We start from the raw sequence: 26,926 nt of genomic DNA, 5'->3' as shown, positions 1-26,926 counted from the left end.
AAAAAAGTGAATTTCAAAATATTTGAGTTTTTACACTTCACTCAGCCAACGGTTGAACAATCAGGTGTTCTTAAAGCAATGGAAGACTTTGTTTCATCCGAAAACCAGTATGATTTTATGGTACTTTGTGGTGCTGCAGGAACTGGAAAGACCTCCATCACTGCTGCTTTAATTGGCTATTTGAATGAATTGGGTAAGCCCTATAAAATATCAGCTCCAACTGGGCGTGCTGCTAGAATTCTTGGAAGAAAAGCTAAAACTACAACATCGACAATACATTCAATGATTTATGCTCCAAAGGCGGACAATGAAACAGGGAAGGTTACCTTTAAACTGAAATTAGGACACAATGCGAACCCAACAATATATATCATTGATGAAGCTTCGATGATTCCGAAAGATATTGATAAGGAACAGAATCTATTTCAAGTAGAGAAAGGCTTAATCTATGACTTAATTGCCTACATCAAAAATGCAAACGTAAACAACAAAATTATTTTTCTTGGTGACCGATACCAACTTCCACCAATTGATGAAGCAGAATCTTATGCTTTGAATAAGGAATTCCTTGAAAGGACATTCAACCTGAAAGGCAACTCCTATTTACTGACTGAAGTGAAAAGACAAGAAGATGGTAGCTATATTCTTGAGAACGCAACAGATATCAGGAAAAGCTATTGACAGAGGTGAAAAATCCCATCCAATTAAAGGTACACAAAACAGAAACATATACGCAGCAGCAGACAAATACGCAGCAAACGTCAAAAAAGACGGTCTTGAAAATCAAGTAGCCATAGGTGTTTCTCATAAAGCCAACAAGTTTTTCAATGACTTGGTGAGAGAAAGAATATTTGGAAATGCTAAAAAGATTCTGGAACAAGGTGACCTGCTGATGGTGACACAAAACTGGTATCGAAACGGAATACAGTTATACAATGGTGACCACGTTGTGCTTTTATCAGTTGACTGGAATTTACAGGAACAGGTTGCAGGACTTCATTTCGTAGCAGTAAAAATTAAAGTTCTATTCAGCGAAACCGAGACTATTATTGAAGACTATGCACTTTTAGAGACTATCCTGTCTCCAGGGGGAGTTTTAGACGGAAAACTGGAAAATGAACTTCGCAGACAAAGATACACCAAGAACAAGATTTTTAGAGACAGCAATATGCCGGGTGACGATAGATACGTTGGAGCTCTAAGACTTACCTATGGATACGCAATAACTTGTAACAAAGCTCAAGGCGGTGAATGGAAAAAAGTTTTTGTAAACACAATGGGTATTCCATCATTAAAATGGCAATACACAGCAGTAACAAGAGGAATAAATCAAATCGAGAAGTTCTAATATCCCACGCTTTTTTGCAAGCACATTGCCAAAGCCGCACCAGCCTACGCTGAAACCAAAGCTTTGTCAAAGAGCTTGCAAAGCCAACCCAAGAGAAAAAGAAATTTTCAAAAAATGCCCCACCGCACTACAGAAAGACAAATGAGAGTAAGCAAAACAGGCCATCCAAACCTCGACAGACAAGAAAGCACTGGTGGTAACAGCACCTACAAGAAATTGGCGGTTCAGTGGTTAATTGAAGCTTTGTGCTTCGTATCAAGTTCAGTGGTGGCAGACAGTTTTCGTCTCCGAAATCGCCAACTTCTTGTAGCTGCAAACCGTTACCGCCCATACTACCTTCCGCCGGTCCAAAATCCGTTTTTGTAATTAATTCAGCATTGGAAATCCGGGCTTTTTCCGAGAGCAGGACAACGGGTTCCGGCATTTCGTGATCACTAAGTCGCTCCGGTTTTATGTTCCTCGCGCGTACGGGCGGTAACATCGTATATGGCGGATTGCGGAAGTCTGCTTTTGTATCAGAATTTTCGCTAAGTTTAAAGTCCGGATTTTGTACGGAGATCTGGGGCAGCAGCCGCAACGCTCCATATACGCCGGACGTTATGTGCAATGCTATGAAACCAGTTATACAAAGTTTTTTTTGCTTTTTAATATTGATTTCTTGCGATAAGAAAAATGAGAAAATAGTTGCGCGAAATATTGATGTTGAACCTATTTTGATTAAAATTGGGTATTATCCAACTTTTCACCAACCTGCTGAAACAATCATTAACTTAAAAGAAAGCTACTTAATTTTTTACAGCCCAACTTCTTATAGCCCGATGCCACCGCCACCACCGAATAAAGAGGGTAAGCATTCAAAAGAAGAGGAAATTGAATATAATGAATTCATAAATGAACGTCCAAAGCTAAATCCGTTCAAAATAAGCTTGACTAAATCTGAAGTTGAAGAAATAAAGATAATTTCAGATTCATTAAAATCCGAAGATTTTTCCGATAGAAATTCCACACCTGCTTTTGATGGAATGTCAACAAATATTGTTGTATTATATTCTAATGGAAATTTAGTACAAATGAATCCGCTGAATGGACCAAACGAAAAACAAAGACACCTTTACACAGAAATTTTAAATCTCTTGATTAATAAAAACACGGACAAAAAAGATTCAATAATTTTACAAAAAATTAAAGAATATCGTTAAAAAGCACAGCACATAACAAAGTATTTCTATTAGCGGGGCTGAAGTTCACATCATAAAGGTTTTCGCTAGTTGTTTATTTCGTTATATGTACAAAGACCTGTTATAATAATCCCCGCCAACAGAAATACCCAACCGTTATAGCCAATGGTATGACGACCGTGCAAACAACGAACAGACGAACAAAATTTAAACAGGAAAACTAAGACAAACCATTTTGAAAAGTGAACGACATACAGACCATACTACGAACGGACAACGAGTAAGCCAACACTCATTGCCTATTCTATGTTTTTTATTTTTTCCCCAACACACATTTTTTAAAAACAATTTTAGCCAACCGCACATTGGCACATTTGGTTTTGCCCCGACACACAATGCGACCGTTTCGCAAAACCAAAAGAGCCAATTTTTCCAGCCCACAATCAAATACAATTTTCAACTTTCTTAAATTTTCAGATGCCAATACACGAGGACATATTTGGAGCGGGTAATGCCATTGAACTGATTGTTCGTTGGCACGATAAAATTATTGCCGATTTTGACAACTCTAATCAAAAGACATTTGAACAACTTAAAAACCTTATTGACGGACAAGAACTGAAATGTTATTTTCTGAAAGTAAAAGACAACGAACAGAAAATTATTATTCCTTTAACAGACGAAGAATTTCAATTTGAACTTTACGTTGATTGGGACGAAAAAACTTTCAGCTACAAAGCTAAGGTTAAAAGCAATAAAAAATCACGGATAGTTCAGCCAATTTATATTCCCGAAGAAAAAGAATATTTCATTGAAGAATCTTGCAAACTTGTATTCATTGACATAAACGAATCAAGGTTTCCAATCAGGGAACAGGTTAGTTTATTTGACAGAGTTAAGAAACTTGATATTCTTCCTAAAACTAAAATTGAAAACGACCGTGAAATTTGGGAAAAATGGATTGAAGCACAAGACATTCTTTTAAAACGAAACGCCCAACCTTTTAAGGTCAAGAAGTATCATCAGCCCTTTGAAGTAAAAAATGATAGTGGAGAAACGACCCGATACAAGTTCAAAGTTGATTTGTTTGTTGATGATAGTTCGGAATACAAAGACTTTGAAGAAGAATTACTGAACGAGTTTAGTATAAACGAAACCTTTGATGATGAAGGAAATATATTTTTACAATTTGACGACATCTATCGTGGACTTGATGCGATAATACATAAAAAGTTCAAGGACAAAATTGAACGAGAAAAAGGAATTGCAACAATTTTAAAATTAAAACCTTTAAACATTTCCGAAAGAGTAAATAACTATTTTCGTAATGCAGGATTTGGAATTTTTGTCTTTGATAAAAAAAACGAAAAAGGACATCAAAAATTAGTTGTTACGCCAGTTGATATTCCAGTACATCATTTAGTTGGCTATTTAGATAGCCAAAATTATGAACTGCGAGAATTTAAAGGCGATTTTAAGGTAATCAACAATGGAAATGATATTATCACAAATTCTAAACTCAATACAAAGTATCATCTAACTTTTGGCGATAAATTTTCTAAGGGAACAAACGTTCCTGAATTGCTTTTACCCAAACCAACCAACAACATATTTACTGTATATAGAGCAGATGAATTTGATTTAACCATTTTTGCAAGAACACTACAAAAAATTTACGGTAAAGAAAATGTCTTAATGCGTAAATCTTATGTGTTCCAAAGGAAATATAGTAAACAAGGATTTGCCTCCAATTTTACCGAAGATTTTTGGAACGACATCAAACGAGATATTTATACGCTTGATTTTAAAGTTGAAACGAATACTTTAATGGGAACAATTTCTTACGACTTTGAAACAAAAGAAGAATGTTTAGAGAAATTGAGAAAACTGCAAGCGATAAATAAATTTCAATTTACTATTTCACCCGAACAACCCGACTTTAAATTTAAGGTTAAAACCAACCTATTAAAGAACAAAACAGAGAAACAAGTTTTCTTTGAAAGAATTGGCGACCTCGCAAATGTTGATTTTCAAGTTCCTATTGGAGAAGAAGGAAACAGAAAAAAATATTTATCAATCGGAAAACTGATTGCACAAGAATCTGACTTATCAAGTTTGATTTTCTCAATTTCAACAAGAAGAAAAGACGAGCAAAAGTTAGCCAAACAATTACTTGAATACGTTGAGGAAAAGAAACCTATCAATCAGGTTGAACCAAACTTAATTGGCGACCAAGCAAAAATAGGTTGGCTAAAACAAGCAATGACAAAGGTTGTTGCACCGACTGACAAACCTAACGGCAAAGCCGTTAATGAAAAATTAGGGCAGTTTATTTTTGATTCTAGTAAAGCCGAAGAAGTTTTTAAAGACATTTCGCCTGATAGCGAAGAATGGAATAGAGTTAAGCGAAATGAACTTTTGAAACTAAATGATTCGCAACGTAAAGCAATCCTATCTGCTTTACACGCAAGAGATTTGTGTTTGTTGCAAGGTCCGCCAGGAACGGGCAAAACAACTGTAATTGCAGAATTGATTTGGCAACTAATCAGCCAAAATCAACAGCAAAAAGTTTTGCTTACATCTGAAACAAATTTAGCGGTAGATAATGCTATTGAAAAACTTTTGAATAAAGAGCATACACTTGTAAAGCCTTTGCGTTTTGGAAAAGACACCAAATTTGAAGAAGAAGGAAAAAAATATTCATTCAATAGGATAATGAAATGGATTGATGAAAAATTTGTGGCAGTCGATTTTCAAGAAGATTCTTTAGAGGAAAACGAGGACGAAGAAGAAATCGCACCTGATAATCCATACAACAATGCTGTTCAAATTTGGATGAATCGTATTGCTGAAAAATCACACAAAGAAATAAATCCGAAATACGCCTCGGCTCTTAAAGATTGGGCATTTGAACTAACACAGTCCGAAACAAGCGTAAAACAACTTTTCAAAGAAAAGTATTTCAAATATGCTAATGTGGTAGGTAGCACTTGTAGTTCAAGTGGTAGTGGAGATTTTTCAAAGAGTTATCAGTTCATATTTAATTCTAAACCTGAATTTAAAGAAGAACCAACTAAAAAATGGAATTGGATTCCTGTTGAATTTGACACAGTAATAATGGACGAAGCAAGTAAGGCGACACCGCCTGAAATGCTTTTACCGCTTTGCTTTGGTAAAAAATCTGTTGTAATAGGTGACCATAAGCAATTACCACCAATGCTCAATGAAAAAGAGTTTAAAGAAGCATTGTCGGAACTAAAAAGCGAAAGAGCGGTAAAACTTGCAGAAGAAATAGGCAAAGAATTTGTCGAAACAAGTCAGTTTGAACGACTGATAATGAACCCGAAAGTTCCCAAATCAATTGCAGCACGGTTGAATATTCAATATCGTATGCACCCCAAAATCAACAATGTAATCAAACAATTTTACACTGGTGAAACAGACGAAGGACTTGAACCTGCACAAGAATTGATTGAAAACGCAGACACAGAGGATTTGAACAATCCATTTTCAAGACATCACGGCTTTTGGAATGAAGGTTTTATCAAGCCCGATATTCATACGATTTGGATAAATGTAAACGAACCCGAAGAACTAAGCGGAACATCAAGAGTAAACGAAAAAGAAGTTGAAACTGTAAAAAACGTTTTGAAATACCTGAAAAACTCAAAAGGATTTGAGGAGTATTTTAATCATTGGGGTAAAATCAAAAATGATGATAAACGCTTGCAGGAACAAGAAATTGGCATTATCAGTTTCTACGGACATCAAGTGAAAAAACTACAAGATGTAAGACGATACGCTCAAAAAGATTTGGGCTTACCAATTCGTTTGAAAACCGTTGATAAATTTCAGGGAATGGAACGAAATATCATTATCGTTTCAACAGTAAGAAGTGATAAATTGATTAAAGGCGGTTTGATTGAAAAAAATGCTGACATCGGTTTTGCAAAAGCACCCGAACGTTTAAATGTAGCACTTTCAAGAGCAAGACGGCTTTTAATTGTTGTTGGTAATCTCAAATTCTTTGAGAACTACAAAGACAAAAATGGAGATGCTATTTACAAAAATGCGATTGACATTATTCGTAAAGAGGGTTTAATTATTGAAGACTATAAAACTTTAAGTAAGTATAAATGAGCAATGATATTGACATAGAAATTTACAAGTGCATTTCACAAGAAATGAATAATGCCGAAATTTATCTCGGTCATATTCCCTTTGCTTTTCATTACACCAAAGCACAGTTTAAAGCGACTTGCACAGAAGCAATTCCCTTCAACCCTTTTGATAAAGTGATTTGCGAATTACTTAAAGTTGAAAACTCATTAAGTCTCGAAGAAATTGGAGACATTTTAGGAATGAATGTAAACCCAAACAAAATTCTTGACTTAGCTGAAAAAGAAATATTGACCGAAGCACTTCAATCACTTTCATCACAAGAATTTGGAAGAATGATTGACGGAGGCGATATAAACTTTTCAAGTTGCAGACTAACATCAACAGGCAGAGAATACGCTGAAAAGAAAAGTAAATTTAGAATTACAGAAAATAAACCGTTTACAATTTTCTTTGACCACACAACGGGCAACCACAAACAAGCCAAACAGTATTTTGAATTTGTGCAAGGTTCAACTTCAAATAAACAATTTGCTGTTGATTTGATTGACGATTCTGCATTGAAAGAAATTGCATCAATTCAAATTCCTGAAATTTACAACCCTGAAAAGCAATATTCTTTCACAGATGCAGAATTGCAACGACAACAAAATTTTTATGTTGAAATTCCTGTTGCAATTACGTTTAACGTAAAAAACGATTCGTATCAATTTTATTGTTACGATACTGCAAACAAAAATATTCACAAGCAATTTGACCAATGGGTAAATGAAAATGAGGAAGTAAAACAAACTTTGCTTTCCGAATTAAAAGCAAGACAAACAACAGAAAATACAAATGACTTTTCAAAGAGTTATTTAAACCAACTTTTGGGATATGATACAAACACGACTATAATCACAGAAAAATCAAATCTACTCAAAGACGAGTTTATTGATGAGCAGTTGTTTTTATCTTGTCTAAACGAAGTTTTTGACCCGAAAAAGAAAATTGAATTGTTTTTGTGTTTGCCAAGTGTTACGACAAATATTTATCAGACATTAAGTAAAATAGTTCAGCAAACTGAAAATACTGATTCAAGATTCTTTTTCATTTTCCCAAGAAATCTTGATGAATCGTTAGGGCAATCATTTGAGCAACTTCAAAACATAGCCGAAGAAGTTGTTAATTTATATGTTATACAGCTAAAAGTGAACTCACTTTTTCTCATAGCAAAAACAGAATCTGATTCTCACTATTTTGAACCAATAACCAAAACTTTAAATGGTTTTAATAAGGCATTTTTCCAAAAGAGAAATTGGGATTCAAGAGCAGAAAAAACGGAAAAACTCTTTCTTGAAAGATTTTCAGGTGAATATTCGACAAGACTTTGCAACGAAGTAACGATAACAATTAACGAAGATATTCAAGAATCTGTAACCAAAGAGCAGTTGGGAGAATTGGAGTTTTACGAACTAAAACTTTTGCCATTTAAAGGCAATGAAATTGTTAACCAGACATTAGAGCTTATTGAAGTTTTTAGACACGATAGAATTGAAAAATTGGACGAACAATTGAATCAACAATTTGATGAAATAGAATTACAGTTGGCAAAACTTGAAACAGAAAACGAGTTAGACAATATTTGTAAAGAATTTGAATTCGTAAAATCGGAAATTCTTTACGATACTTCGGAAGTGTTTGCTAAAAGTGAACGAATAAAACAGATTATTCAGAGCAAAAAAGAAGAATTTGAAGAAGTAAAAAGAGTTTATTCTTTTGTCGTTGACACCAATATTTTCTTTAAAGACCCTGAAATTATATCGAAAATACCGGCTAAACACAAAATCGTAATTGCAGGAAAAGTAATAGACGAGCTTGATAAATTTAAAACTGATGCTCAACTGAAAGATATTGCTGTAAAAAGTATTAAAGCAATTTCAAAGGCAAAAAATGTTCATCGTGCAAAAGCTAATGTGAAATTCTTGCCTATTGACTTCAACAAAAAATCACCCGACAATATCATTCTTGCAACAGCTTTAATGTACAAAGACAAAAGCGGAATTTTAATTACAAATGATAATGGCTTACAGGAAAAAGCTAAAACAGTTGAAATGCAAGTAATGAATTATGATGATTTTGTTTCTACATTTATAAACTTAAAAAATTAAAATTATGTCCTGTTTTGAATCTTCCAAATTCCTGAAAAATCCGCAAGTGATGAATCAGGAAGTTTTAATAAAGGCTTGTAATGAGTTAGGTTGGAAATATGAAATCCGACAAAACGAACTTATTGTACTTAATGCAAATCAAAAAGAAGATTTGCGGGGCGAATATTTACTAAAAGTAAAAGGCGACACTGTAAGCTATAACAGTTATTATATGAAAAATGCCAAAGAATTTGTTGCAGAATTGCAAGGAGTATTTTTCAAACTAAATGTTGTTTATGCCAAAGAAACTATTTTAAAAGAATTTGAAGGCGTTGGCTTTACTTTCAAAAGAGATTATGACTTTGTTGCCAACAACGAAGAAGTAGAAAGGTTTTATATGGTTGGCGTTTCCAAAATAGAAAACGAAGATGAAAAACGAACTGAAATTCAGTTTACAATTTTAAATGACGGAACAGTTGTTACTGATTCAAATTACATTCCAGAAGACATTCATAAACTTGCTGATGAAGCAATGCTAAAAATAGATTCTGCATTTGGAACACAACGTAGAGAAGGAATTGAAATAAAAAGAAAGGAAGTTCCCGAACGCTACAAAACAAAATCTTATTGCACAGTAAACAATAAAATCAAAGCAAAAAACTAACGATATGGACAAAACATTTGACGACATCAAAGATATGCTCAAAGCAAATTATCCTTTGCTTTATCTTGCAACTTCGGAATATGGCAGAGCAATGCAAAAACTTCGCAGAATAGCGTTTGAATTAGACTATTCATTTCACACTTGGGATAATGTTGACGGGCTTCAATCTCATATTAAAACTCAAAGTAACAGACTTGAAAAAGTTGAAAAACACAAGGCTCACGGTGAAACAAAAGGTTATCAGGAATTACTTGAATTTATCAAACGAGATACTGAAAGTTCAACGAATAGCAGCAAGGAAATTTTTCTTGTAGAAGATTTTCATAAGTATTTCAGAGATGAAAAAGTTATTGTTTATTTAAGAAAACTAACCAACATTCTTAAAGCATACGACAAGAATTTGATTTTAATGTCGCCATTTCTTAAACTTCCTGATGAATTAGAAAAATACGTTACGATTGTTAATGTTCCTTTACCTGACAGAGATGATTTACAAGTACGATTAGACGTTGTGAAAGACAAAGCAGAAGTAAATCCAGACCTTGAAAAATATCTTATTGATTCAGCTTTGGGAATGACAGATATGGAAGCAGATTTGGCGTTTAGATTAGCAAAACAAAAAGTTGGATTAAATAGCAAGGACGCAACACGAATTATTTCCAACGAAAAAGAACAAATCATTAAGAAAAGTGGTATCCTTGACTATTACCAAGTAAATGAAGAACTTGAAAAAAATGTTGGTGGGTTGAATAATTTGAAACTTTGGCTAAAACAACGAAGCAAAGCGTTTGAAAGAAAAGCAAAAAATTTCGGATTAAAAGAACCAAAAGGAATTTTACTTTTAGGTGTTCCAGGTTGCGGAAAAAGTTTGACGGCAAAATGTGTAGCAACAGAATGGAAACAACCACTTTTGCGACTTGACATTGGAAAAGTTTTTCAAGCAGAAGTTGGAAGTAGTGAAAATAATATCCGACTTGCTATTGCTACGGCAGAAGCCGTTGCACCTTGCGTTTTGTGGATTGACGAGATAGAAAAAGGATTAAGTGTTGGAGGTGGCGAGAAAGACGGAGGAACTAATTCACGAGTATTTTCAACAATTCTGACTTGGATGCAAGAAAAAACAAAGCCTGTATTTGTTGTGGCAACAGCTAACAACATTAGCGACTTACCGCCTGAATTACTTCGTAAAGGTAGATTTGACGAAATATTTTTTGTGGACTTGCCAACACAAGAAGAACGTAAAAATATTTTTCAAATTCACTTGAACAAACACAGTCAAACCAATATTTCTGACATTGATAGATTAGCTGAATTGTCTAAATACTTTAATGGTGCAGAGATTGAAGAAGCCGTAAAAGAAGCAATGTTTCTTTCTTATGTGGAAGATGCTGAAAAGTCGCAAATATCAATAAGGCATTTAGAAAAAGCGATTGAACAAATTGTTCCGCTTTCACAGACAATGAAACGAAAAATTGACGGACTTCGTGATTGGGCAACTACAAGAGCAAGACCAGCAAGTTCAGAAAGAAATACAGAAAAATTAGAAATAAACGAGCAAGAAACAGAAACGAAAGTAGTTCAGACAAAAAGAGAAAAGGAAGAGGATATATTTTAAAGCCAACACACAAAAGCAAGCACATTTGCAAACAGCACAAGCCGACACACAAACCAAAGTTTGCAAAAGAGTTTGCTTTTCGCCAACGCAGACAAAATTGTTTTTAAAAAAATCCCAACGCTTCAAAAAAATAAAAAAACACAACGCTCAGCCGACACTCAATGACAAAGAAACTCAATATTGACAATGGTTTGCAAGGACGACTGACAAGAACCACTGGCTATAACAGGCGTTTGGCTCAATGGCGGGTGAAGTGGTTAATTGTATAGTTACCCCCGAAAATCGGACAGTAAGTTTAGTTAAAAAAAACAATTAAATTTACGATATGTCACAGCGAAGAAAATTCAATTCAGGATTCAAATTTAAAGTAGTGGTGGAAGCTTTTAGCGAGCGTTACACCGTGCAGGAACTTGCCCGCAAGTACGAACTGCATCCCAACCAGATTTCCAGCTGGAAGAAGGAATTCCTGCAGAAAGGTGCCGATGTTTTCGGCAAGGAAACTCCTGCGGAAGAGAAAAAAGAGGATGTGGACAAGCTTTATAAAGTGATTGGCCAGCAGAAAATGGAGATCGATTTTTTAAAAAAAGCCTTGTCATGAAACAGTCCCGCAGAGCCCGTAAAGCTCATATTGACAAGGCCAATGCACTTAGCGTCAAGAACCAGTGCGAAGTGTTGCAGATTTCCCGCAGCTCCCATTATTACAGAAAAGTTCCGCAGAGCAGCTTGAACTTACAGCTGATGCGCCTGATTGATGAAGCGTTTCTGAACCACCCTTGGAAAGGCGTTCCGAGAATGACCAACTGGCTACAGCAAGATATTGTAAGATCCCCATTTTCAGTACACTTCAAAAGTAGAATTTTTTCTAGATTTTTTATTGCTGTTGTTGTTGGATGTGGAAAAGCGGGCAGGAAAAGTGTTGGCTTTTGCCTGGGCTTCCTGTCCATTTTTCCACATCACAGGGGATAAACCACCCAATGAGTCATGGGGGCGTTCGTAATTGTAATCCCTTACCCATTCCTCGGTAACACTTCTTATTTCATCTAAACTTTCAAAAATATATGCATCCAGGATCTGATTCCTGTAGGTTTTGTTGAAGCGTTCAATGTACGCATTCTGTGTAGGTTTCCCTGGCTGGATATAAGCAAAGTTGATCTCATTTACCCTGCTCCAGACTTCAGCGATATTTGCTATAAACTCCGGTCCATTATCCATTCGTATTTTCTCAGGCTTGCCGTAGCGGTTCACCAGATGGTTCAGTATCCAGATCACCCGCGAACTTTTCAAACTGTAATCTGCCTCAATGTGAAGGATTTCCCGGTTGTAATCATCAATCACATTAAAACTGCGGAACTTTCTTCCGTTGGAAAGAACATCGCTCATAAAATCGATGCTCCAGGTATGAGTAAAGGATGTCGGTACTTCCAATGGCGCTTTAACTCGGGCAGGCAGACGTTTTTTCACCTTCCGCCGCAAAGGAAGTTTCATTTCCTTATAAATCCTGTGTAGACGCTTATGATTGATTTTTTTGCCACGGTTGCGCAGCCGGTAATAGTACTTCCAGAACTCTTCTCTCGGATGCTCTGTGTAAGCTGTTCAAGCTCCATCATCACCGTAGAATCATCTTTCAGGGAGCGGTAATGAAAACTGCTTCTGCTTAATTTAAGTACGCGTAAAGCCTTGCCGGAATCCTTCGGACGGAGCTCATGGATCTCCATCACAATTTCCCGTTTCCGACAAGGCTTTAAAGCTTTTTTTCGATAATATATTTAGCCACGTCAAGTTCCATCGCCAGGTTTGCGTACATACGCTTGAGCCGTGCGTTTTCTTCTTCTAACTCTTTCACCCGCTTCAGTTCACTGGCTTCGATGCCATTGTACTTCTGGCGCCACTTGTACAAAGTGGCTGTGCTGATGCTGTTTTCCCGAGCCAGCTCCTCGGCACTGCGACCACCGGCAAACTACTTTAAAACACCCGCAATCTTTGCAGGACTGAATGTGCCCTTTTTCATTGTCTTAATTACGATTTAAAGTTAATTAATTTTATACTTTTAAACCGTACTGTTTTCCGGGGAGCTTACAACACAACACCTGAGTATTTCCCAAATGTGATCAACGTTCGGTAGAACTAGGTCATTACAAGACTGCTGCTGAAGCTGAAGCAAATTTCAATTATCCAAACTACGCCATACAAAGTGCAATTGGAGCCTTAGTAATGGGAGTGATCACAACAGCGATTGCCATGATTTTCATTCGCACCAATAAGAGTTCTCTATAAGTAGGATATGTAGTAAAAAGTTTTAAGAGTAAATGGGCTTTTGCTTACCGTGTCACTAAACTGAAACCTTTTGCTTTGAATTCTGCCACTTCTCTCATACCTTCACCGCAGGCCGTCAGGAAAAAGGTCAATTCACTAAATCCAGAATCAAACAATGGGACAATACATAGCAAACTCGGTTAATGCGAAAGACTTCACCCTTTCTCTGAATAATGTCGATATAGGAGTGTTAAGATATACAAAATGGTATTCTTTTGAAGCTGGGATCGTATTAGCAGACCATTCTAGCTATCAACTTCAGCCTACAGGATTCTGGAATTCAAAGATTGAATTGACAAAGGACAACGAAAAATGGCTGGATTTCGAAATGGGCTGGAAAGGAATCATAATCAATTTTAGTAACAGTGAGGAAAAATACCTGCTACAATTAAAAGGTTTCTTGGAAAGTAGATTTGTGCTTGTTGATACCAATGAAAAGGAACTGTTGGCTATTGAAGCAGATTTCAAATGGAAGAAATTTATCATGGATTTCAATATTGAAACTTCAAATGAATTTGACAGTTTTGAGAATAAAGAAATTCTGCTTTTCACTACAGTGCATTGTGTCAACTATTATATGGCATTTGCAAATGGATTTATTTAAACGCCCGTCAATAAACATTTTGTATAAACAGTGATGAAATCAAGAGCTTTTATTATTTTATTATTTATTTCGGGTTTTGTTTTTGGCCAGTCTTCTCAGGAAATTATGGAAAGTGACCTGGATAAAATGAAATTTTTATTCCTGAATAAAAACTACAAAGGATTTTCCTCATTTGTATATCCAAAAATCATTGAGATGAATGGCAATGAAGAGAAGATGATTGAAAATATGAAAGCCAGTATTCTAAAAATGGAGAATGAAGGGTTTAAGTTTGTTAACATTTATTTTAAAGATTTTAACGATGCCATTTTAAAAAATAACGAGCTCCAATCTACATTTACGCAAGTGATTTTAATGGACACTCCAAAAGGAAAAGTACTGGGAGAATATACCATGATAGGAATTTCAGGCGACAAGGGGAAATCCTGGAAATTTATCGATACTTCCGGTTATGACGAAAAAATGATTCATAGCAATTTTCCGGATTTGGATAAGAGAATAGTCATAAAGCCGAAAATAAAAATGTTTCTGGAAGAAAATAATCTAAGGAAGAAATGTTCAGAATTTAGCGGTACTGAATTACAGTCCATATCGCCGTTTACTTTCAAAAAGACATCTGTCGTTATTTTAGACAACAAGAGCAAAGAAACTGCCGAAGACGGAAGTTATATTGCTTCGAAAGTTGTGAGAAACACTGACAACCCGTGCAAAATAGATTTCGTAATTGAGGAAATTCAAAACAAGCCAAAGAATATGTATAAAATCGGAGATGTTATGCATTTGGAGTTGACTGGCTTTGAAAATGATGTGTATTATTTCATACTAACGCGGAAAAACAACAAGTTAGTAATTTCTGACAAATTTAAAGTCGTAAAGAATTTATAAGAAAAACGTCATTAAAGGCAATTTTCAGTTGCGATGGTGAAGTAATTCCGTTAAATTTTTATTTGCATGGTTTTAAACTATATCGTAATATTGCAATATTATAAACACGAACGATGGGAGCCACAAAGACAGATCATTTTACAGACAGCCAAAACCAAATTGCCAAAATGGCTAAAGCGTTGGGCCATCCCGCAAGAATCGCCATCATCGAATATCTGATGAAGGTCAACCAATGCATCTGCGGCGACATCGTAAACGAACTCCCTCTGGCGCAGCCTACCGTATCGCAACATTTAAAGGAACTCAAAAACGCCGGAATCATCAAAGGAAGCATCGAAGGTAATTCAATCTGCTATTGTATCGACGAAAATGCTGTGAGCCTGCTGAATTCTTATTTTTCGAATATACTGCAAACCGTCAGAAAAGGGAACTGCTGCTGATCCATTATCTGGAATATTTCTTACTACAATAATTAAAACTAAATAAGATGAAACTGTCAGACGTAAAACAGATCTTGCCGACATTGCAAAGTGTTGAATTTCAACTCGAAAACAGAACTTTTGTTCCCGAGCATTTCCACGTCACTGAAGTGGGCATTATCAATAAAAATTTCATCGATTGTGGCGGGGTGATCCGCTCCGAAAAAGTGGTCAACTTTCAATTGTGGAATGCCGATGACTTTGAACACCGCTTAAAGCCCGGAAAACTCCTTCACATTATTCAACTTTCCCAGGATAAACTGGGTATTGAAGACGATCTGGAAATCGAAGTCGAGTACCAAAATCAGACAATCGGTAAATATGACCTCGATTTCAATGGTCACACATTCGTGCTGAAAAACAAAACCACCGCCTGTCTGGCCCAGCACGCGTGCGGAATTCCGGCAAACAAAATGAAGAAAAAACTATCGGAATTAGCGGTGAACAGCAATTCGTGCGAGCCCGGTAGCGGCTGTTGCTAAATCTTAGGAGATGCAGCCAAAACTCAAATTTCTGGACAGATACCTGACTTTATGGATTTTCCTCGCCATAGCACTCGGTGTAGGCTTGGGTTATCTGTTTCCAGATATAGCCGGAGTGATGGACGGTTTTACGGTTGGTACAACCAATATTCCGCTCGCCATCGGGCTGATACTGATGATGTATCCGCCGCTTGCAAAAGTAGATTATTCACTTTTGCCCAATGCGCTGAAAGACCGGAAAGTCATAGGGATTACACTCGTCTTAAACTGGGTGATCGGCACGGTGCTTATGTTTGCGCTGGCCGTTTTGTTTTTACGCAACGAACCTGAATATATGTCGGATCTGATACTGATCGGCCTGGCCAGATGTATCGCAATGGTGATCGTCTGGAGCGATTTGGCCCAAGCCAACAGAGAGTACACTGCATTGTTGGTGGCACTGAACAGTGTCTTTCAAATCTTAACCTACAGTTTTTTCGTTTGGCTCTTTATTAATGTATTGCCGGCCCAGCTCGGAATCGCCAATTTCAATATCCGCGTCCCGATGAAAGATGTGACCCAAAGCGTTCTGATCTATTTAGGTATTCCGTTTTTAGCTGGTTTTCTCAGCCGTTATTTCCTGGTAAGATCAAAAGGAATTGAGTGGTACAACCGAAAATTTGTTCCAAAGATTTCGCCCATCACTTTATACGCGCTTCTGTTTACTATTGTACTGATGTTCAGCCTGAAAGGCGATAAGATATTGGAGTTGCCCTTGGATGTGGTGAAAATCGCAATACCGTTGATGATCTACTTTGTGGTGATGTTTTTCGTGAGTTTCTTTATCAGTCTCTATCTGAAAGTGCCTTATGATAAAAACGCATCCATTGCATTTACCGCCACCGGCAATAATTTTGAGTTGGCCATCGCCGTGGCTATAGCCGTGTTCGGAATTCATTCTCCGCAGGCATTTGTGGGCGTCATCGGGCCTTTAATTGAAGTGCCGGTTCTTATTTTGCTGGTTAGGATGAGTTTATTTTTAAAACAAAAATATTACAGCGTATGAAAAAAACTGTACTGGTGCTTTGCACTGGAAACAGTTGCAGAAGCCAGATCGCGGAGGGATATTTGCGGCATTTTGCAGGAGAGAAAGCCAATGTTTTCAGTGCAGGGATTGAAACGCACGGTGTGAATCCAAAAGCCATTGCAACGATGGAAGAGGACGGAATCGATATTTCGAACCACACCTCAAACCACATTGACGAGTACCGCAACATCGATTTCGATTTTGTAATCACTGTATGCGACAATGCCAAAGAGCGGTGCCCATTCTTCCCATCGGAAGCGCAGAAATTTCACCATAATTTCCCAGATCCGGCGAAGGCAACCGGTACTGACGAAGCGGTGAGAGCGCAGTTCGCAAAGGTTCGACAACAGATTAAAGATTACTGTAGAGCGTTTATGGAAGAGAATCTATAAAGACTGCGAAAGCGGTTGCACCTGTTTCAGTGAAATAAATTAGAGTATAAAACAGGGTTTTTGTTCCTGTTTTTTCCTCCGTGTTTACTTTTTTACAGAATCAGTCCTGTTTTCGGTTTATATGGTTCTTTTAGCTAAATTAGACATGCGGAAACTATGTTTTCAGAAGAATTCCGCGCTGCTTTTGTATTGAAGCCAGGCACTAATGTAAAGGAAGCTCTTCATAGGCTGTGAAATTTGTTTGATTTTTAAAGTTATGGCGCACAACATTCCCCAACACCTGACCGGTCTTTCAAATGAGGAGGTTCTGGCTTCGCAGAAGAGATACGGCTACAACAGAATTCAGTCGGCCCCAAAAAGTTCCTGGCTCAGTTTACTGCTCGATATTTTAAAAGAACCGATGTTGCTGCTGCTTATTGCCGTCGCTGTTATCTACCTAATAGTGGGAGATTATGGCGAGGCTGCTTTCATGCTCGCGGCCATCGGGGCGGTGTCCGGTATTTCTTTTTATCAGGACAACCGCAGCAAGAAAGCGCTGGAAGCGCTTGAAAAACTCAATGAGCCTTTAAGTACCGTCATCCGCGATTCAAAAGTAGTACAAATCCCGACGCACGAAATCGCGGTGGGTGACCTGTGCATCATTGAAGAAGGGAAAATGATCAGTGCCGACGGCCAAATTGTTCACAGCAATGATTTTTCGGTAAATGAGGCATCGCTGACTGGTGAAACGTTTTCAGTTTTTAAAAGTCTGGAAACCGAGGACAGGAATGTGTACAGCGGAACGCTGGTGGTTTCGGGACTGGCTGTTTTTGAAGTGCAGAATATCGGCGACTCTACAGAATTAGGTAAGATAGGAGAGTCCATTCAGTCTATTCAGGAAGATCAGTCGCCATTGCACGCCCAAATCACCAAATTCGTTAAAGGCATGGCAGTCATTGGAATCGTGGTGTTCATCATGGTTTGGGGTTACAGTTTTTGGCAGAGCGGTGATATTATCGAAAGTCTCCTGGTTGGTCTTACGTTGGCGATGTCTATTTTACCCGAAGAAATTCCGGTTGCATTCACCACATTTATGGCTTTGGGAGCCTGGAAACTCATGCGCGAAGGCATCATCGTCAAACGAAGCACAGTAGTGGAAACTTTGGGAAGTACCACCGTGATCTGTACTGATAAAACCGGCACAATCACCGAAAATTCGATGCAACTGAAAGCGCTGTATGACTTTCGGACCCACCGTCTTTATGAGGACGGCCAGTTCAATGATCCTGTGCTGGCAGAACTGATACAATTTGCGATGTGGAGCAGTGAGCCTGTACCGTTCGACCCAATGGAAAAATCCCTGCACAAGATTTACGAACAGACCCAGAACACAGATGTTCGGCCAAATTTCCGAATGATCCATGAATATCCGCTGGAAGGCAAGCCGCCGATGATGACGCACATATTTGAAAATAAAAACAAAGAACGTCTCATTGCAGCCAAAGGAGCGCCTGAAGCGCTTTTGGCTGTGTCAAATTTGTCGGAAAACGAGAAAACACAGTTACGTGCGCAAATTAAACAACTCGGTAAGCAGGGTTACCGACTTTTAGGCGTAGCCAAATCGCATTTTGAAGGAAATGATTTCCCGGAAACACAGCAGGATTTCAACTTTGAGTTTTTAGGTTTTACTGTGTTTTATGATCCGCCAAAAGCCGGAATTGAGGATGTTTTTAGGCAAATCTATGATGCGGGCATCAAGGTAAAAGTGATTACCGGTGACAGCGAAGAAACTACAAATGCCATTGCGCTGCAAGCCGGAATTATCAACAGTTCACCCGCAGTGAATGGCGCGGAAATCGTAGATCATAGTGAACAGGAACTTACTGAACTTTCCAGGAAAACCACGCTTTTTACACGGATGTTTCCGGAAGCCAAACTGAAGATGGTCAATGCTTTAAAAAAAGATGACGAAGTAGTGGCCATGCTGGGCGACGGCGTGAACGATGCGCCGGCACTTAAAGCCGCTCATATTGGTGTGGCGATGGGAAACAAAGGAACCGAAATTGCGAAGGCCGCCGCTTCCCTGGTCATTATCAACGACGACCTTAATAAACTGGTGACCGGCATTGCGGCGGGCAGAAGGATTTACAGCAACATAAAAAAAGCCATTCAATACATCATCTCCATTCACATACCGATTATCCTTACGGTTTCTTTGCCACTGTTTTTAGGATGGATTTATCCGCAAATCTTCACGCCTGTTCATGTCATTTTCCTTGAACTGATAATGGGTCCTACCTGTTCCATCGTGTACGAGAATGAGCCGATGGAAAAAGAAATAATGAAACAGAATCCCCGCCGAATGACCGATACTTTCCTGAACTGGAAGGAATTGAGCATCAGCATCATACAGGGTTTAATGATTACCGCCGGAATTCTTGTTATCTATCAGTTTACGGTGCAGCAGGGTGGTGACGAAGCTACCACACGCGCAATTGTTTTTACGACGCTGATATTTGCAAACATTTTGTTGAGTTTAACGAACCGGTCATTCAAACACAGTATTTTTGAGACACTGAAATACAGGAACAATCTCTTCCCGATCGTCATCAGTGTTACTTTACTGTTGCTGGCTGCCATACTTTACATTCCTTCTTTTGCGGCGTTTTTCCGATTGGTTGAATTGTCTTTGGGGGAATTGCTGACTGCATTTCTGGTAGCCGCGGTTTCCGTTCTGTGGTTTGAAATCTACAAATGGATGAAGCGGAGAAGTTCCATTGAAGATGCGCCTTCACAAACCAAAGGCAAATTTTCCAGTCTTAAGTTAAGCAAAAGAGCGACCGGAAAAATATCAGAAACAGAGCATTTGAATCTGCAGAATTAAAAAATCCAGCGGTGAAACAGGTAACTGATTCCAGGATATCTTTGTATTTTTAATGATTGGCAAAGCGGTTTTCCCAGCTAGCGGTAACCGGAAACATATAAAATATATTATAAAATGAAAGCTGTATTGATTTTTACTTTCCTTGCAACTGCTTCCCTCATTTTTGGGCAGTCTGAAAAAGATAGAACGAGTCTGGGTACAAACCCCAATTACGACAATGAATTAGCCAAGAGAATGGGCGCGGACGATTATGGAATGAAAAATTACTTCATGGTTATTCTGAAAACTGGCGCCAACACATCCGCGGATAAAGCGCTTGTTGCTGAAAGTTTCAAAGGCCACATGACGAACATCAACCGCCTCGTGGCAGATGGCAAATTAGTTGTGGCTGGACCTTTCGGTAAAAATGAAAAAAATTACAGAGGTATTTTTATTTTAAATAATTTAAAGACGCAGGAAGAGGCGACGCAATTGTTACAAACCGATCCGGCAGTAAAAAACGGACTGTTGGACTACGAAATTTTCCCATGGTACGGCTCTGCCGCACTCCCTGAGTATTTGCCTTTTTCCGATAAAATATGGAAGTCAAAACCTTGAGCCATGGATAAAGCTACACAAACGATGATCGAAAACCTGTATAAAAATACAGGCAAAACGTTGGCGCAGTGGATTGAGACTGTAAAGGCTCAAAACATCGCGAAGCACGGCGAAATCATTAAATATCTCAAAGAAAATCACGCTTTCACGCACGGATTTGCAAATCTTGTGGCGCATAAAGCCAAAGAAACTGATGCCGGTTCGGCCGAAAATCAGGATGAACTGATCACCAGGCAATACGGCGGAAAAGAACATTTCAAACCGGTTTACGACAGACTTCTGTCGGAGATTAAAACATTCGGCAACGACATCGAGGTTGCGCCAAAAAATGCTTATGTAAGTTTGAGGCGGAAGAAACAGTTCGCAATTCTGAACCCTGCCACAAAGACTCGCTTCGAAATTGGCCTCAACCTGAAAGGACAGGAGACGACCGGAAAACTGGAAACTGAAAAACCCAACGCAATGTGTTCGCATAAATTAAGCATTTCCGGTCTGCAGGATATTGACGAGGAAGTAATCGGCTGGCTTAAAAAGGCATATGACGCTGCCGGCTGAAAGATTTTATCATTACGCCAATTGCAGATCGTTGTTCTACTTCATTTCAATCTTACCGAAAACATTTTAAGGAAGACTCGGCGCGCAAATTTCAAGGGGTTTCTCTGTCCGGATTGTGGATGGCAAGTGCAGTAAAATCGCGAGCGTCAGCGGCATTTTCTCTTTAAAATTCTGTGAAAACCCTTATCTTTAGCCTGATATAATTATTAAAACATCAACACCAATGGTCGGAATCATTATGGGGAGCCAAAGCGACCTGAAAATTATGGAGCAGGCAGCTGATTTCCTGAAATCGCTTGACATTCCGTACGAACTTACGGTGGTTTCCGCGCACCGCACGCCAAAACGCATGCTGGAGTATGCCGAAACCGCGAAAAACCGTGGGATCAGCGTGATCATCGCCGGAGCAGGTGGTGCCGCACACTTGCCGGGAATGGTCGCAAGCTGTACGACATTGCCGGTGATTGGTGTACCGATTTTATCCTCAAATTCCATCGACGGCTGGGATTCCGTTTTGTCTATTTTGCAAATGCCGTCGGGGATTCCTGTAGCAACTGTAGCACTGAACGGCGCTGCGAATGCCGGGATTCTAGCCGCGAAAATACTCGGTACTTTTGACCACGGTGTTGCCGATAAATTGCAGCAGTACCAGGATTCTTTAGAGCAAAAAGTTTTGGGTACGGTGGATGAAATAAAAAACAGCCATCCAAACGCTTTCGACAATTAAAAATCAATTATTTAAGCCAGAGAAAAGCTGCCGGAAACTCGCGCCGCCAGTACCTTTCGTTGTGTTTACCGTCCTCGTCTGAACGGTTATAGATGTTTTTTGCCTTCACACTCCTAGATTTCAGCGCGTCGATTATTATCTGCGTCTGCGCCACCATTTCAGCAGATTCGTTCTTACCCTGCACAAAATAATACTTTTGGTGCCTTAAATTTTGTTTGGAATCTTTGATGAAATTTTCAAGTTCAGCCCCATTAAACCAAAATGCATTGCTGAACGCCAGTATGTTTCCGAAAGTTTCGGGGTGTTTTACGCCGCCATACACCGAAATAAGCGCGCCAAGCGAGCTTCCACCCAATGTGGTATGCCGCGCAGCAGGTTTCGTTTGGAAATTGCTGTCGATATATGGCTTTAATGTTTCCACAATGAACCGCATATATTCTTCGCCGCTTCCGCCACCGTATTTTTCGTTTTTGAATGGTGAAAGTTCATCCATCCGCTTTTCGCCGCCATTATCGATGCCAACGACAATTGCCGATTTTCCGGTTTCTCCGTAAATTTTATCAAGCGCCTCGTCTATCTGCCATTCTCCGGCAAACGAAGTTTTGTCGTCAAACAGATTTTGGCCGTCATGCATATACAGGACCGGATATTTTTTTCGGGATGAAACGTAATCGGGCGGAAGGTAAATCCAGATTCGCCGGGTTGTGTTTAGCTGCGGTGCCGAAAAGTTTACACTTAAAATTTTCACATTAGCCGACCGCGTACTCTGTTTTTCGGGTTCTGAACCTGCTGCCTGTCCGTGGACCTGAATCTGGATGGAAAGCAACAGAAGTAAAATCGAAAGCCTTTTCATTTGGTTAATAAATTTATTTACGCAAAAAGTCCATCAGGTCCATGTAGTTTTTCTGGTTAACGCCGTGTCCGTTCATGTATTCGCGAAAACTGAAAAAACAGCTAAGGTCGTATAACAGATCCGCGGCTTTCCGGCCCCATTCGAGCGGCACTGTTGCATCATCAGTTCCGTGTGAAATGAAGAAGCGCAAATGCTCGAGCTTCTTCTTGTCTTTCACCATGTTGGGCATTATCTTTTCTTCGGGATATGCGCTGAGACAGGCCACTTTGTTAAACAACTCAGGATATTCTAGCGCGAGTGCATAAGATATGATGCCGCCCTGTGAAAAGCCGATGAGGTGCGTCTGGTTGTCCGTAAGACCGTACCGGTTGCTGACACTCATGATATTGGCCAAAATATTTTCTAATGATTGCCTCGCCTGCGGTACATCTACGCGGTTTTCCACATTCATCAGGTCAATATCATACCACGAATAGCCACCATAATGCGAGTTGTGGGGCGCACGGAAGCTGACGATGAGCCAGTCTTCCGGAATTGTGGGCGCAAATGAAAAAAGGTCTTCTTCATTGCTTCCGTAACCGTGAAGCAGGACAAGTAGGGTAGTAGAAGGCGTGATTGTTTCGGGCTCACGAACGAGATATTGTAATTCCATACGCAAATATATTGCAATTTTCCGGGTCAGGCTCGCGAAGGGTGCAAACGGTAGCTGGGAACGCACAGATTTCACGAAAATAAGAGAAGATCGCGCAAAGCTGATTTTGAAGGCACAGATTTCACGGATTTCACAGATTTTTGTCAGTGATTGCCGAGTATCACTTTCTGTAGTTTCTCATGCACAGTATTTTGATGTTTTACCTGGATGTTTTCTGAAGTTTTTGAAGCGTTATTACTTTGTCCTGAATTTAAAAACAAAAAAAAACCGGATCTAAAATCCGGTTTAATGTTTTAAACTTCCCTTTTTACCACCGCGACCGGCTTCAGTTTGATCAGTTTCATTTTGTCTAAAAGCAACATGATCAGATATGTAACGTCGATCTCATGCCATCTTACGCCCCCAAAATTCGCTCTTCCACCGTATTTGTGATGGTTGTTGTGATAGCCTTCGCCCATCATCAGCCAATCAAAACGGAACAGGTTTTTTGAAGTATCTGAAACTTTAAAATTTACATAACCGTAGATATGCCCAAACCAGTTGATAATCACACCATGAATCGGTGCCATCATGTAAGCAACCGGAAGCAGGATCCACTGCCACCACGCCGTGGCGAAAAAGTAGAAAAACGCCGTGTACGCGATTGCCCAGCCAATTCTGGAACCCCATGAACTCGCAAACTTATCAAAAGATTCCCACTGCGGAACATTCTTGGTAAATTTCTCTTCGATGATTACCTTTTGCTTGTTGATCTGCTGGTAAATGCTTTTTGTGCGCCACATCATGGTGAACAGGTTGTGGTCATACTTAGGTGAATGCGGATCTTTCTCGGTATCTGCGTAGGCATGGTGCATGCGGTGCATTACGCCGTACCCGTAAGCTGAAAGATAGTTGGATCCCTGTGTAAACCACGTCAGTACATAACACAGTTTTTCGCCGAATTTCGACATTCTGAAAGTTTGGTGCGCTGCGTAGCGGTGCAGAAAAAAAGTCTGGAAAAAAAGCCCTGAATACCAGAGCACAATGATGAAAATGATAACTGCCATTAAAATAAATTAGGTGTAAAATTACAACTTTAAAAGTTAAACAGCTGTTTACAAGTGTGGCTATAGGCCTGAAACTATATGCTAGTAATAACAAAAAATCCGGCTTGGAGCCGGATTGTTGTAGTTTAAACAGCCTTTACGATGAAGTAATTTTTCTTTCCTTTTTGAAGCAACAGGAACTTGCCGTCGATCAGATCAGATTCCTTTATCTGAAAAGTGTCGTTTATTTTTTCTTTATTTATGGATATCGAGTTGCTTTGAAGCTCTCGTCTCGCCTCGCCCTTTGATTTAAGAAAACCGGATTTTTCTGATATCAGATCAATCACACCGCCTTCCAGCACTTCTATTTTCGCGATTTCCTTCTGTGGAACACCTTCAAAGACCTCCAGGAATGTTGCTTCATCCAGATTCACCAAATTTTCAGCTGTGGAGCGTCCAAAAAGGATTTCTGAAGCCTTCACGGCTTTTTCAAATTCTTCGCGGTTATGAACCCAAACGGTTACTTCTTCGGCCAGTTTTTTCTGCAGTTTACGCTCGTGCGGTGCCGTTTTATGTTCTGCGATTAACGTTTCGATTTCTTCTTTAGTCAGGAAGGTGTAAAATTTAATAAAACGCTCCGCATCTTCGTCAGTCGCGTTTACCCAAAATTGGTAGAACTTGTACGGAGATGTTTTTTTCGGGTCGAGCCAGTAGTTTTCGCCGCTTTCAGATTTGCCGAATTTCGAGCCGTCGGCTTTTGTAATCAACGGCACGGTTAAGGCAAATGCTTCGCCCTGCGCTTTCCTGCGGATCAGTTCAGTTCCCGTTGTGATATTTCCCCACTGGTCGCTGCCGCCCATCTGCAGTTTCACGTTTTTCGCACGGTAAAGATGCAGGAAATCGTAACCCTGCAATAGCTGGTAACTGAATTCGGTAAAACTCATGCCTTCTGCACCGCCTTCACCCGTGATCCTTTTCTTCACCGATTCTTTGGCCATCATGTAATTTACGGTGATGTTTTTGCCGATATCGCGGATGAATTCGAGGAAAGAGAAATCTTTCATCCAATCGTAATTGTTTACGAGTTCCGCGCTGTTGGCTTCGCTGCCGTCAAACTTCAGGAACTTCGTAAGCTGGCCTTTAAGACAGGAAACATAATGATTGAGGGTTTCTTCGTCGAGCGCGTTTCTTTCGGTTGATTTTCCCGAGGGATCGCCGATCATTCCGGTTGCACCGCCTACAAGCGCGATGGGTTTGTGCCCGTGCTGCTGAAAATGCGCCAGTATTTTTATCTGAACCAAACTCCCGATATGAAGCGAATCTGCCGTAGGATCAAACCCGATATAGGCTGTTGTCAATTCTTTGTTCAGCTGTTCATCGGTTCCGGGCATCATGTCTGCGTACAGACCGCGCCATTTCAGTTCTTCAATAAAGGGATTCATTTTCAGTAAAATTTTAAGCCGCAAAGATAGGGTTTTTGGTTAATTTTTTCAGGAGCTTTATCCGGCTCTCCGCTGTATCTTTCTTGGTGGCTTCGGCGGCCTCAGCCACCAAAAAAGGATGCCGCTTCGATCCGGGCTAGGTTTTCGCGCGGTCTCCGCAGTTTGTTATTACTGAAACTTATTTTTATCGCGATCTGTGTTTTTGCCGCGGAACTGCTCCCCGAAATGAGTGGAGCACTCCGCCGGCACGGCGGAAGCGGGAACGGCGGGCATACACGAAAACAAAGCGAATGCTTTATTTGAAGTTTACGAACGCAGTTCACGGTGCCCAAAAATTAAAAAATGGGCCTTAAATTTTAAAAGCCTAATTTTGCACCCCGAAATTCAGGTCGGGAGCGTTAACCGTTGAATTTACGATAGTTAAACCAAACAACAGAACAATATATGAAAAGAATTGGCGAACACAGAAAACTTCTTGGCGTTGACAAAACCGCAACGCTGAAAGAGCTGAAAACCGTCTACCGCAACACCATGAAGGACGCACATCCCGACAAATTTGTGAATGATGAAGCCGGAAAGCTGGAAGCGGAGGAGAAAAGCAAATCGGTGATTGAGGCGTATCATTTCCTCGTCAGCATTAACCCCGAGACACAAGAGAAATATAAGGAAGAATACACGGAAACCACGACCAAATCGAATATTCAGGATTTCGATTATGAAAAGCAGATCCTCAAAATCCAACATCTGAACGGTAAAATGTTCGAATACATCGGCGTGCCGCGGAATACCTACATTAAAATGGTGAACGCAGATTCGCCAAGCCGTTTTGCGCGACGCCATATTTACGGAAACTTCACCTACCGCAAGGCCGGCGAAGCGATGGTTGATTAAGATACAAACAAAGAAATGCCCCGCATCTGCGGGGCATTTCTTTTTTA

General features: G+C 39.4%; 24 protein-coding genes and 1 pseudogene. 20 read left to right on the top strand and 5 right to left on the bottom strand.

All coding sequences use genetic code 11. From position 1 onward, the window contains the following. Positions 1 to 6 precede the first annotated feature (6 nt). The 9 genes from QEP06_RS04170 (at position 7) to QEP06_RS04130 (ending at position 11,651) form a co-directional block, all read left to right on the top strand. A complete protein-coding gene (locus QEP06_RS04170; RefSeq protein WP_285269190.1) occupies positions 7 to 681 on the top strand; it encodes an AAA family ATPase in 675 nt (224 codons plus the stop codon). Beyond that, a complete protein-coding gene (locus QEP06_RS04165; protein ID WP_285269189.1) occupies positions 632 to 1,348 on the top strand; it encodes an ATP-binding domain-containing protein in 717 nt (238 codons plus the stop codon). The genes QEP06_RS04170 and QEP06_RS04165 overlap by 50 nt, the downstream gene beginning before the upstream one ends. 114 nt (positions 1,349 to 1,462) lie before the next feature. Beyond that, positions 1,463 to 1,714 (top strand): hypothetical protein, encoded by a 252-nt coding sequence (locus tag QEP06_RS04160; RefSeq protein WP_285269188.1) that lies wholly within the window; start codon positions 1,463 to 1,465, stop codon positions 1,712 to 1,714. Positions 1,715 to 1,959: 245 nt separating this feature from the next. Further along, positions 1,960 to 2,547 (top strand): hypothetical protein, encoded by a 588-nt coding sequence (locus tag QEP06_RS04155; RefSeq protein WP_253311272.1) that lies wholly within the window; start codon positions 1,960 to 1,962, stop codon positions 2,545 to 2,547. A 456-nt stretch (positions 2,548 to 3,003) separates the two neighbouring features. Next, a complete protein-coding gene (locus QEP06_RS04150; RefSeq protein WP_285269187.1) occupies positions 3,004 to 6,666 on the top strand; it encodes an AAA domain-containing protein in 3,663 nt (1,220 codons plus the stop codon). Further along, positions 6,663 to 8,795, top strand: coding sequence for a PIN domain-containing protein (locus QEP06_RS04145; RefSeq protein WP_285269186.1), 2,133 nt, complete (start codon positions 6,663 to 6,665; stop codon positions 8,793 to 8,795). Before QEP06_RS04150 ends, QEP06_RS04145 begins: the two co-directional genes overlap by 4 nt. 49 nt (positions 8,796 to 8,844) lie before the next feature. Continuing rightward, the gene (locus tag QEP06_RS04140; RefSeq protein ID WP_285269185.1) at positions 8,845 to 9,438 is read left to right on the top strand and encodes a hypothetical protein; all 594 of its coding nucleotides are present in this window, start codon (positions 8,845 to 8,847) and stop codon (positions 9,436 to 9,438) included. Positions 9,439 to 9,442: 4 nt separating this feature from the next. Continuing rightward, on the top strand, positions 9,443 to 11,053 hold the full coding sequence (locus QEP06_RS04135; protein ID WP_285269184.1) for an AAA family ATPase: 1,611 nt from the start codon (positions 9,443 to 9,445) through the stop codon (positions 11,051 to 11,053). Between the two features lie 325 nt (positions 11,054 to 11,378). Then, on the top strand, positions 11,379 to 11,651 hold the full coding sequence (locus tag QEP06_RS04130) for a transposase (protein WP_285269183.1): 273 nt from the start codon (positions 11,379 to 11,381) through the stop codon (positions 11,649 to 11,651). 236 nt (positions 11,652 to 11,887) lie between these two features. Here the strand turns inward: QEP06_RS04130 and QEP06_RS11695 are convergent. Next, a pseudogene (locus QEP06_RS11695) lies at positions 11,888 to 13,061 on the bottom strand (IS3 family transposase). A 420-nt stretch (positions 13,062 to 13,481) separates the two neighbouring features. Here QEP06_RS11695 and QEP06_RS04110 point away from each other — a divergent pair. The 10 genes from QEP06_RS04110 (at position 13,482) to purE (ending at position 22,016) form a co-directional block, all read left to right on the top strand. After that, positions 13,482 to 13,970 carry a hypothetical protein gene (locus tag QEP06_RS04110; protein WP_285269181.1) on the top strand — a complete coding sequence of 163 codons (489 nt, stop codon included), beginning with the start codon at positions 13,482 to 13,484 and terminating at the stop codon, positions 13,968 to 13,970. Between the two features lie 33 nt (positions 13,971 to 14,003). Further along, positions 14,004 to 14,855, top strand: a complete 852-nt coding sequence (locus tag QEP06_RS04105; RefSeq protein WP_285269180.1) for a hypothetical protein — start codon at positions 14,004 to 14,006, stop codon at positions 14,853 to 14,855. 113 nt (positions 14,856 to 14,968) lie between these two features. Then, entirely contained in the window at positions 14,969 to 15,295 is a 327-nt protein-coding gene (locus QEP06_RS04100; RefSeq protein ID WP_285269179.1) for an ArsR/SmtB family transcription factor, read from the top strand. A gap of 47 nt (positions 15,296 to 15,342) precedes the next feature. Next, the gene (locus tag QEP06_RS04095) at positions 15,343 to 15,816 is read left to right on the top strand and encodes a DUF6428 family protein (protein ID WP_285269178.1); all 474 of its coding nucleotides are present in this window, start codon (positions 15,343 to 15,345) and stop codon (positions 15,814 to 15,816) included. 10 nt (positions 15,817 to 15,826) lie between these two features. Beyond that, complete coding sequence (gene arsB / locus QEP06_RS04090) at positions 15,827 to 16,861, top strand: ACR3 family arsenite efflux transporter (RefSeq protein ID WP_285269177.1); 1,035 nt, start codon at positions 15,827 to 15,829, stop codon at positions 16,859 to 16,861. Then, positions 16,858 to 17,274 carry an arsenate reductase ArsC gene (locus tag QEP06_RS04085; RefSeq protein ID WP_285269176.1) on the top strand — a complete coding sequence of 139 codons (417 nt, stop codon included), beginning with the start codon at positions 16,858 to 16,860 and terminating at the stop codon, positions 17,272 to 17,274. Before arsB ends, QEP06_RS04085 begins: the two co-directional genes overlap by 4 nt. A gap of 256 nt (positions 17,275 to 17,530) precedes the next feature. Continuing rightward, entirely contained in the window at positions 17,531 to 20,137 is a 2,607-nt protein-coding gene (locus tag QEP06_RS04080) for a cation-translocating P-type ATPase (protein ID WP_285269175.1), read from the top strand. A 114-nt stretch (positions 20,138 to 20,251) separates the two neighbouring features. After that, a complete protein-coding gene (locus QEP06_RS04075) occupies positions 20,252 to 20,734 on the top strand; it encodes a YciI family protein (RefSeq protein ID WP_285269174.1) in 483 nt (160 codons plus the stop codon). 3 nt (positions 20,735 to 20,737) lie between these two features. Beyond that, positions 20,738 to 21,289 (top strand): DUF4287 domain-containing protein, encoded by a 552-nt coding sequence (locus tag QEP06_RS04070; RefSeq protein ID WP_285269173.1) that lies wholly within the window; start codon positions 20,738 to 20,740, stop codon positions 21,287 to 21,289. Between the two features lie 223 nt (positions 21,290 to 21,512). Further along, entirely contained in the window at positions 21,513 to 22,016 is a 504-nt protein-coding gene (gene purE, locus QEP06_RS04065; RefSeq protein ID WP_285269172.1) for a 5-(carboxyamino)imidazole ribonucleotide mutase, read from the top strand. Between the two features lie 7 nt (positions 22,017 to 22,023). Here purE and QEP06_RS04060 read toward each other — a convergent pair whose 3' ends face one another. The 4 genes from QEP06_RS04060 to tyrS all read right to left on the bottom strand — a co-directional run bounded on the left by QEP06_RS04060 (position 22,024) and on the right by tyrS (position 25,988). Beyond that, positions 22,024 to 22,869, bottom strand: coding sequence for an alpha/beta hydrolase (locus QEP06_RS04060; RefSeq protein ID WP_285269171.1), 846 nt, complete (start codon positions 22,867 to 22,869; stop codon positions 22,024 to 22,026). Between the two features lie 13 nt (positions 22,870 to 22,882). Beyond that, complete coding sequence (locus QEP06_RS04055) at positions 22,883 to 23,521, bottom strand: alpha/beta hydrolase (RefSeq protein ID WP_251832930.1); 639 nt, start codon at positions 23,519 to 23,521, stop codon at positions 22,883 to 22,885. 293 nt (positions 23,522 to 23,814) lie between these two features. Beyond that, positions 23,815 to 24,567, bottom strand: a complete 753-nt coding sequence (locus QEP06_RS04050; RefSeq protein WP_285269170.1) for an acyl-CoA desaturase — start codon at positions 24,565 to 24,567, stop codon at positions 23,815 to 23,817. A gap of 125 nt (positions 24,568 to 24,692) precedes the next feature. After that, positions 24,693 to 25,988, bottom strand: a complete 1,296-nt coding sequence (gene tyrS, locus QEP06_RS04045) for a tyrosine--tRNA ligase (protein ID WP_285269169.1) — start codon at positions 25,986 to 25,988, stop codon at positions 24,693 to 24,695. 444 nt (positions 25,989 to 26,432) lie between these two features. Between tyrS and QEP06_RS04040 the strand changes: the two genes are divergently transcribed. Continuing rightward, on the top strand, positions 26,433 to 26,879 hold the full coding sequence (locus QEP06_RS04040) for a KTSC domain-containing protein (protein ID WP_285269168.1): 447 nt from the start codon (positions 26,433 to 26,435) through the stop codon (positions 26,877 to 26,879). The last annotated feature ends 47 nt before the right edge of the window (positions 26,880 to 26,926 follow it).

The organism is Kaistella rhinocerotis (assembly GCF_030243905.1).
GTDB lineage: Bacteria > Bacteroidota > Bacteroidia > Flavobacteriales > Weeksellaceae > Kaistella > Kaistella rhinocerotis.
Note: the sequence above shows the minus strand (reverse complement) of the source record. Positions and strands in the feature narration are given on the sequence as shown.

What these genes read in the sequence shown, in the direction of transcription:
- QEP06_RS04165 (WP_285269189.1), top strand. Translation starts at nt 632, where the DNA reads ATGGTAGCTATATTCTTGAGAACGCAACAGATATCAGGAAAAGCTATT.
- QEP06_RS04160 (WP_285269188.1), top strand. Translation starts at nt 1,463, where the DNA reads ATGCCCCACCGCACTACAGAAAGACAAATGAGAGTAAGCAAAACAGGC.
- QEP06_RS04155 (WP_253311272.1), top strand. Translation starts at nt 1,960, where the DNA reads ATGAAACCAGTTATACAAAGTTTTTTTTGCTTTTTAATATTGATTTCT.
- QEP06_RS04150 (WP_285269187.1), top strand. Translation starts at nt 3,004, where the DNA reads ATGCCAATACACGAGGACATATTTGGAGCGGGTAATGCCATTGAACTG.
- QEP06_RS04145 (WP_285269186.1), top strand. Translation starts at nt 6,663, where the DNA reads ATGAGCAATGATATTGACATAGAAATTTACAAGTGCATTTCACAAGAA.
- QEP06_RS04140 (WP_285269185.1), top strand. Translation starts at nt 8,845, where the DNA reads ATGAATCAGGAAGTTTTAATAAAGGCTTGTAATGAGTTAGGTTGGAAA.
- QEP06_RS04135 (WP_285269184.1), top strand. Translation starts at nt 9,443, where the DNA reads ATGGACAAAACATTTGACGACATCAAAGATATGCTCAAAGCAAATTAT.
- QEP06_RS04130 (WP_285269183.1), top strand. Translation starts at nt 11,379, where the DNA reads ATGTCACAGCGAAGAAAATTCAATTCAGGATTCAAATTTAAAGTAGTG.
- QEP06_RS04110 (WP_285269181.1), top strand. Translation starts at nt 13,482, where the DNA reads ATGGGACAATACATAGCAAACTCGGTTAATGCGAAAGACTTCACCCTT.
- QEP06_RS04105 (WP_285269180.1), top strand. Translation starts at nt 14,004, where the DNA reads ATGAAATCAAGAGCTTTTATTATTTTATTATTTATTTCGGGTTTTGTT.
- QEP06_RS04100 (WP_285269179.1), top strand. Translation starts at nt 14,969, where the DNA reads ATGGGAGCCACAAAGACAGATCATTTTACAGACAGCCAAAACCAAATT.
- QEP06_RS04095 (WP_285269178.1), top strand. Translation starts at nt 15,343, where the DNA reads ATGAAACTGTCAGACGTAAAACAGATCTTGCCGACATTGCAAAGTGTT.
- arsB (WP_285269177.1), top strand. Translation starts at nt 15,827, where the DNA reads ATGCAGCCAAAACTCAAATTTCTGGACAGATACCTGACTTTATGGATT.
- QEP06_RS04085 (WP_285269176.1), top strand. Translation starts at nt 16,858, where the DNA reads ATGAAAAAAACTGTACTGGTGCTTTGCACTGGAAACAGTTGCAGAAGC.
- QEP06_RS04080 (WP_285269175.1), top strand. Translation starts at nt 17,531, where the DNA reads ATGGCGCACAACATTCCCCAACACCTGACCGGTCTTTCAAATGAGGAG.
- QEP06_RS04075 (WP_285269174.1), top strand. Translation starts at nt 20,252, where the DNA reads ATGAAAGCTGTATTGATTTTTACTTTCCTTGCAACTGCTTCCCTCATT.
- QEP06_RS04070 (WP_285269173.1), top strand. Translation starts at nt 20,738, where the DNA reads ATGGATAAAGCTACACAAACGATGATCGAAAACCTGTATAAAAATACA.
- purE (WP_285269172.1), top strand. Translation starts at nt 21,513, where the DNA reads ATGGTCGGAATCATTATGGGGAGCCAAAGCGACCTGAAAATTATGGAG.
- QEP06_RS04060 (WP_285269171.1), bottom strand. Translation starts at nt 22,869, where the DNA reads ATGAAAAGGCTTTCGATTTTACTTCTGTTGCTTTCCATCCAGATTCAG.
- QEP06_RS04055 (WP_251832930.1), bottom strand. Translation starts at nt 23,521, where the DNA reads ATGGAATTACAATATCTCGTTCGTGAGCCCGAAACAATCACGCCTTCT.
- QEP06_RS04050 (WP_285269170.1), bottom strand. Translation starts at nt 24,567, where the DNA reads ATGGCAGTTATCATTTTCATCATTGTGCTCTGGTATTCAGGGCTTTTT.
- tyrS (WP_285269169.1), bottom strand. Translation starts at nt 25,988, where the DNA reads ATGAATCCCTTTATTGAAGAACTGAAATGGCGCGGTCTGTACGCAGAC.
- QEP06_RS04040 (WP_285269168.1), top strand. Translation starts at nt 26,433, where the DNA reads ATGAAAAGAATTGGCGAACACAGAAAACTTCTTGGCGTTGACAAAACC.